Genomic DNA, 7,160 nt, shown 5'->3' on the forward strand with positions numbered 1-7,160 from the left:
GTTATGGCAATTATCAGCAAGAAAAAAATACCGTATAAAATCAGTTCGCGCCTACGCGAATACCTCATCAACTATGACCGGAGCATTTCACTCCCCATAGCTTACAGTGATTTGCTTAGGTACAACAATTCCATTCCGCTGTATGACCGAAACGGAAAAGACACCCTATGGGAGACGGTCTTTTACCCACAGGATGATATGGATGATATCTATCACGCCCTGAAAAAAATATACTCTATCATGAAAGCAGATGGAGATGTAGGTGTCATGGACCATCTGTTTATAGATCGTGTGGACCTGTGTGTCTATGGCAACACACAGCCGTTTCGAGTACGAGTAGTAAACCGAATCAATGACAACTTTGACTATTTCTATATAAAGAATGCAGATGCTTCCAGAATCTACGGCCTGGAACTCGAACACCTCCTTTCACCTAATCGCTTAAGCTACCTGGTGGATGATCACACCCTGATAGAGGAGCACATAGTAGGCATACCTGCAGAGCAGTTTATAAAAAACCACCTGGATGACCCTAATCTAAATCCTACGCGCCTGGCCAAAGAGTTTGTAAAATTTAACGAACGATGTTTCGTCAGACTTCTGGGGGATATGCACTCGAGCAACTTTGTGATAGATGTCACTCCAGATTTCGAAGAAGTAGACTATCGACTTAGAGCCATAGATTTTGACCAGCAATCATACGAAGGCAGAAGAAATATCTACTTGCCTCAGTACTTCAAACAAAACAACCCCATCATCCAAATAGGGCTCAAATCCATGACCTCTGAAACCGTCCGGCAATACCAGCGAGAAGAAAGGTCACTGATCGCCAACCGGGTGAAAGTGGAGCGCATACGTATAGATGACCTGCTGAGTGCCATGGTACACGATGAATTATCCACCGACACCAACGTAAAACAACTGGGCGTAGAATTGGCGGAGTTTTATGAGGAGCGTGAGTTTTTGGCCTGCCAAAGTATGGGTGAGCTAGTATCCCTGAGCCTGGACATGCTCACTCGCAAACCTGACCTCTATAAAGAACACAAACCCTAATACAGGTAGACCTCTGGAGAGTCTTCCATTTTTACTTCTACATGCTCATCTAGTGTGGTAGACAGCTCATAGCCCATGTAGTTGGCCAGCACAGGATACTGTTTATGACTCCTGTTGACCAGTACTGCTGTTTGCAACTTTTTCAGGTCTACATCCAACAGCGCTTTCATGCTGTGCACCAGCGTTTTGCCTGTATTGAGCACATCATCGACTAATACCACTGTCTTACCAGCCAGAAAATCCACGGGTTGTCCAAGTTTTACATCAGAGGCTGCCGGGTCGGATTTGTCGATCTCCAGACGAACAAGTGAAATGGTCACTCCATCTACAATCTTAGTAAGCTCTGCTTGCAACTTTTCAGCGAGGAAATAGCCTTTGTCATATATACCTACTACGACAATTTCGCTTTCTTCAAAATTGTTTTCATAGATCTCAAAGGCTATTCTTCGAATGATTTGTGTTACCTGACTTGCTTCAAGGATGAGTTTTTGCTCGTTCATGTATTGGGTATGGGCATTACTTTGCTGTCCTTAAAGGTAGAAAGAATCACCATAGATTGTAGACCATCTACCACTTCGATCTCACTTACTTTTTCGAGCATGAGACGCTGATAGGACGTAATGTCTTTAGAGATCACCTTTAGGATAAAGTCTCCCGACCCTGTGATGTGATGACACTCGATCACTTCTGGGATTTGGTTGATCTCAGCTAAAAATAGGTCAATGTTTTTCTTGTTGTGTCCTTTAAGGGTTACCTGTACGAATGTATGTACTCCAAGTCCGATACGCTCGGTGTCCAGCTTGGCATGATAGCTCTTGATGATGCCGGAGTTTTCCAGCTTCTTCACTCGCTCTAAAGTGGGAGCCGGGGAGAGCCCTATATCTTTTGACAACTGTGCGTTAGTGATCTTTACATTTGACTGGAGGATCTCCAAAATCTTGCGATCGATCTCGTCTAACTTTAAGTGTAGTGAATTTAACTTCATTCCAAATTTTATTTGCTGCAAAGGTAATAACAATTATAAATATTTGGATTCATTCCAAGAATTCTATTATCCCAAACAATCTCTTTGCTTAAAACCCTTAATTATAGATGGTTATTGTTTTGTTACGCGAAACTGAAAAATGCCATCTGGATGCTCCATCTGAACGAAATAGGTTCCTGCATCTAGTGTGGACAAGTCTATGGTAAATGAATTGAGACCCGCAGGAAGTTCTGTAATTTTTTTAGTTTCCAAAATTTGTCCGGCTAAATCCAGAATTGTCATAGTGACATTGCCAGGCTTTGACAAAATGGCACGCACTGTGCTCCGATTGCTTGTAGGGTTTGGAAAGGCGGGCTCTAAGGTGGCCTCCGGCTGCACAGCGATACAGTTTTCATTGTTGTCCGGGCTTCGATCTGTAGAGTTGTACACAGATGCTATGCGTACGCACACATACTGCACCTCGGTAACCAGCGGCAGTGTAACCTGCATCGTAACCACAGCAGAGCTCCCTGGGTTGATACGTGTTGAAATGATTTCACCGATCACGTATTCATTTTGCAATTCAACCTCGGCTCTGATTTGTTCTATGGGCAGGTTACTCTCATTTTGAATTTCGAGTAGTATTTGCTGGCCGAACTTATCTTCTACCAGCTGCATTTTCTCAATAGACAGGTCTACGTCTGGCAGGGCGGACAAGACTGTAGTGGAGGTGGTTGCGACACACCCTCTGTCGGTAATGGCCTCAAGCACAACCTCTCGTGTGCCTGGCTCATTAAAAAATAAGGTAGGTGAGTGCTCTGTAGAGACTTCCTCTCCATCTACCAGCCAGCGAAAAGCTGAAGCTCCTTCTGATTGGTTGGTAAAATCAAGGCTAAAAGGCGGTACACCAAAATCATTGGACGGAGTAAATGCTGGGACTGGCACTTCGTAAATGTCATAGAGCTGCTCCGACGAATAAGCACACCCACTTTCGGTGGCTACTCGCAACTCTACGTTGGCGGTGCCGTTGCCGCTTATTGGCAACAATGCCTCCCGGCCATTACCCGCAAGCGCTCCATCCAAATACCAGCTGCGAGAAACAATGGAGTCATTGTAAACAAGAGATGTATCCGAAACCACAATGTTTTCATTGGCACAGTTCCCCTCCACCGAAAAGCCAAGCGATGGTGCCTGTAGTATTTCGAATGTCTTTGTAAGCTGATCCGAACAGAAATTTTCGTTTTCTACCATCAGAGAAACCTCATAGGTGCCCGGCTGATCAAACACCATCGATACTTCATCTCCTGTATCGCCTAGCTCCTCTCCATTTACCGCCCAAACTCTGTTTAAAATTTCTTCGGGTGCCGTGAAATCTTCAAATGTGGTAGGCTGACCTATGCAGTCTGGCGTAATACCGAAGTTTATCACTGGTTTAGCCAGAACTTCTACCACTTCTGAATAAGAAGCATCACAGCCATTGGAGGCATAGACTTCCATACGTACAATTTGCTTTCCGCTTTCCGCAAAAGTGATTTCCGGACTACTCTCACCAGTGGTCACGAGTTCATCCTCCACATACCACTCCCAGGCCACGATATCAGCACCATTTACTAAAGAGACGTCACGAAGCGTGGTAGTATTTTCCTCACACACTATGCTGTATTCAAACTCCGCCTGTGGCAAGGCATCCACTACCACCTCTTTGACAAGCTGATTGGTACACCCATTCGCGTCTACAATATTCAGAACGACATCATACCTCCCGGCAGCATCATATAAATGATCGGGGCTCTTGGCGGTGGAGGTAAAACCATCTCCAAAATTCCACGAGAAGGTCACGCCTTCAGAAGTATTCGTGAAGGTGGTAAGTTCGCCATCACAAGTAGCCGATGCATCAAATGCAACGAGTGGCTGATCCTGTATGGTGATAGTATCGGAGAAGGTATCTGAGCTGCACCCTGGAATTGACGAGTAGACGGTGATCACCTTTTCTCCAGACTGATCAAATACCAGATTGAGATCTGCAGATGTAGTGGTGTCACCAATACCCGTGACCGTCCAATGGTAGCTAATAGCCTCTCCGTAAGCCGAATCGTCAGTAGTATTGGAAATATTGATCGTGCTGCCTTCGCAGAAAGTAGACGCAGTGACCGTAAATGATGGCACTGGTGGCTCCGGGTAAATGGTAATCTCCTCTTCATGAAAATTATCACAGCTTCCATCAATCACATCTAACCTGACTGTGTATGTTCCTGTTCCTCCCAATGTGTCAAATAAAACCTGAGGGCTCTCCGAATTGCTGTCTTCGATCCCGTCATTATTAAAATCCCACGAGTAAGAAGTAAGACCTGTAATGGCTGGAGTGAAGGTGTTGGCATTGGATATACATCTGTTTTCATCAATAGTAAAGCTTGCATCTGGCGCTGTATCTGATATGACCGTTATGGTATCCAGTGATGTTCGTCTAACCCCTACATCATCTGTGGCTGTTAAAGCAATAACAAACCCTCCTGATCCTGAATAATAAACATCTGTTGGTTCAAATTCTGATGAAGTATATACGTTAGATGTGCAACCTGCATCAAAGGACAATGATGACAATGTAGCTGAACCATCAACCGAAAAACCCATGTATGAGGTGCCGTTTTCGACTATCGTTATAGATTGAGATGCCGGACTGGATGGAATAGCTATCACAGACACATCTTCTTCTGCTGACACCTCCCCTAACGATAATCTGACCAAATCACCACCATTGCTGCTTGTCACTAACCCGTAGTAAAATGACCCCTCATTAGCCAAGGCAATATCCAACGGACCATCTAACTCAGTAAATGCATAACTATCCATAGAAATAGGATTCTGCATTAGCGATGATCCAAAGCTTAATCGATGAACGGTGTTGTTGCCAAATGATATGCCATAACCATAAAACGATCCCCCCTCATATACCACTTCCAGGTCTGCTAATAAATCTGCGCCTGCAAGAGCATCTGATGTAAAGGATGTTATATTAGCACTATCCGTGGTTACGCTTGACCCGAAATTTAAAATAGTGTAAGTATCAGTGGCGATATTAGAAGCTATCAGATAATGAACTCCTTCTGCCGCTACATAATCTAACCCTCGTGGTGAACTGATTGAACCTATCCCTCCTAAATCTTCTATGGAGGGCGAATTAGCAAGGTCTGAACCAAAGGTCAACCGAAAAAGCTTATTATTACCTGAACTCAACAAGAAACCTACCCACTCGCCTGATTCTTCCTCAAGAACAAATCCATCTCCATTACTAAGACCGCTGATCGGGATGCTGGTAACTACTAAAGATGGATTATCAAGTGCTTCACCGAATGAAATACGCACCAATGAATTTTGATTCCTGGAAGTTACAAACCCATACCACTTCCCCGAATCTTCTACGATTTTTATCCGCTGAGGATTGTTAACACCACTAAGACTCATTAATGTTGATACTGTTGGAGTAGAGGCTAAGTCCCCGAAACAAAAATCCCATTCATAACTAACCGCATTGACCGATTCATTTGACAATAAAAGACGTTCCTCTGAACACAATGACGATTGTACAGAAAACTGTGGTGTAGGGTAAGACGCATTTACAACCTCCAAAGATTTCGTTATTACTTCTAAGCAACCCTGAACCGTCTCAGCCGAAAGAGTTATATCATAAATACCAGTATTAAATGTAAAGGAAGTAGATCGTTCTGTAGCTGACCCCAATCCGTCAAAATCCCATTCCCAGGATACAATTGAGTCATATGTTAAGGTCAAATCCGTACCATTAAAATCCACCGGCAGGTTTTCTATTGCTTCTCCAAATGTGAAGTCCGCCAATGGCTGATTATTTACCTCAAGTTCGCGGGTAAATGTGGTTGTACATCCGCTCGCATTCGTTACTGATAAACTAACCGTATAGACACCTGCGGTTGAATATTGATACGCCGTATCTTGTGCAGTACTTGTCCCTTCTCCATCACCAAAATCCCAGACATATCTAGTGATATTCTCCCCTACAACCTCACTTGTGAACGATATGGCTTCTCCAAAACAATTATTAGTAAAATTAAAACTTACTTCAGGACCTTCATCGATAGTTATGTCTTCACTAGTAACCGTAGAACTGCATCCTGGTAAAAAGCTTTGTAATGTGATCGTCTTGATCCCCGATGTTGAAAACGTATAAACCGTATCTTTTTGATTCACTACATCTCCATCAATCACCCACTGATAGGTAAGAACATCATCATATCCCGTCTCATCAGTAGTGTTTGTTAGTGTAAATTCGTTGTTCGTGCAAAAGGCTCCGGAAGTGGTAACAGTAAAACTTGGAACAGGTGGCTCCGGGTAAATGGTAATCTCCTCTTCATGAAAATTATCACAGCTTCCATCAATCACATCTAATCTGACTGTGTATGTTCCTGTTCCTCCCAATGTGTCAAATAAAACCTGAGGGCTCTCCGAATTGCTGTCTTCGATCCCGTCATTATTAAAATCCCACGAGTAAGAAGTAAGACCTGTAATGGCTGGAGTGAAGGTGTTGGCATTGGATATACATCTGTTTTCATCAATAGTAAAGCTCGCATCTGGCGCTGTATCTGATATGACCGTTACGGTATCCAGTGATGTTCGTCTAACCCCTACATCATCTGTGGCTGTTAAAGCAATAACAAACCCTCCTGATCCTGAATAATAAACATCTGTTGGTTCAAATTCTGATGAAGTATATACGTTAGATGTGCAACCTGCATCAAAGGACAATGATGACAATGTAGCTGAACCATCAACCGAAAAACCCATGTATGAGGTGCCGTTTTCGACTATCGTTATAGATTGAGATGCCGGACTGGATGGAATAGCTGTCACAGACACATCTTCTTCTGCTGATACCTCCCCTAACGATAATCTGACCAAATCACCACCATTGCTGCTTGTCACTAACCCGTAGTAAAATGACCCCTCATTAGCCAAGGCAATATCCAACGGACCATCTAACTCAGTAAATGCATAACTATCCATAGAAATAGGATTCTGCATTAGCGATGATCCAAAGCTTAATCGATGAACGGTGTTGTTGCCAAATGATATGCCATAACCATAAAACGATCCCCCCTCATATACCACTTCT

At 43.5% G+C, this 7,160-nt stretch carries 4 protein-coding genes; 1 reads left to right on the forward strand and 3 read right to left on the reverse strand.

All coding sequences use genetic code 11. The features are described from left to right. The first annotated feature begins 3 nt into the window (after positions 1 to 3). Positions 4 to 1,053, forward strand: coding sequence for a hypothetical protein (locus C7460_RS10565; RefSeq protein WP_115868069.1), 1,050 nt, complete (start codon positions 4 to 6; stop codon positions 1,051 to 1,053). Here C7460_RS10565 and C7460_RS10570 read toward each other — a convergent pair. From C7460_RS10570 to C7460_RS10580, 3 genes are all read right to left on the reverse strand, one after another. Continuing rightward, positions 1,050 to 1,553, reverse strand: a complete 504-nt coding sequence (locus C7460_RS10570) for a phosphoribosyltransferase family protein (protein ID WP_115868070.1) — start codon at positions 1,551 to 1,553, stop codon at positions 1,050 to 1,052. The two genes, C7460_RS10565 and C7460_RS10570, sit on opposite strands and share 4 nt — an antisense overlap. Continuing rightward, the gene (locus tag C7460_RS10575; RefSeq protein WP_115868071.1) at positions 1,550 to 2,038 is read right to left on the reverse strand and encodes an Lrp/AsnC family transcriptional regulator; all 489 of its coding nucleotides are present in this window, start codon (positions 2,036 to 2,038) and stop codon (positions 1,550 to 1,552) included. The genes C7460_RS10570 and C7460_RS10575 overlap by 4 nt, the downstream gene beginning before the upstream one ends. Positions 2,039 to 2,149: 111 nt before the next feature. Further along, the gene (locus C7460_RS10580; RefSeq protein ID WP_115868072.1) at positions 2,150 to 7,069 is read right to left on the reverse strand and encodes a PKD domain-containing protein; all 4,920 of its coding nucleotides are present in this window, start codon (positions 7,067 to 7,069) and stop codon (positions 2,150 to 2,152) included. Positions 7,070 to 7,160 lie beyond the last annotated feature (91 nt).

The sequence above is a fragment of the Marinoscillum furvescens DSM 4134 genome (assembly GCF_003386095.1).
Taxonomy (GTDB): Bacteria; Bacteroidota; Bacteroidia; order Cytophagales; family Cyclobacteriaceae; genus Marinoscillum; species Marinoscillum furvescens.

Coding starts and splice junctions, on each gene's coding strand:
- C7460_RS10565 (WP_115868069.1), top strand. CDS start 4: ATGGCAATTATCAGCAAGAAAAAAATACCGTATAAAATCAGTTCGCGC.
- C7460_RS10575 (WP_115868071.1), bottom strand. CDS start 2,038: ATGAAGTTAAATTCACTACACTTAAAGTTAGACGAGATCGATCGCAAG.
- C7460_RS10580 (WP_115868072.1), bottom strand. CDS start 7,069: ATGCAGAATCCTATTTCTATGGATAGTTATGCATTTACTGAGTTAGAT.
- C7460_RS10570 (WP_115868070.1), bottom strand. CDS start 1,553: ATGAACGAGCAAAAACTCATCCTTGAAGCAAGTCAGGTAACACAAATC.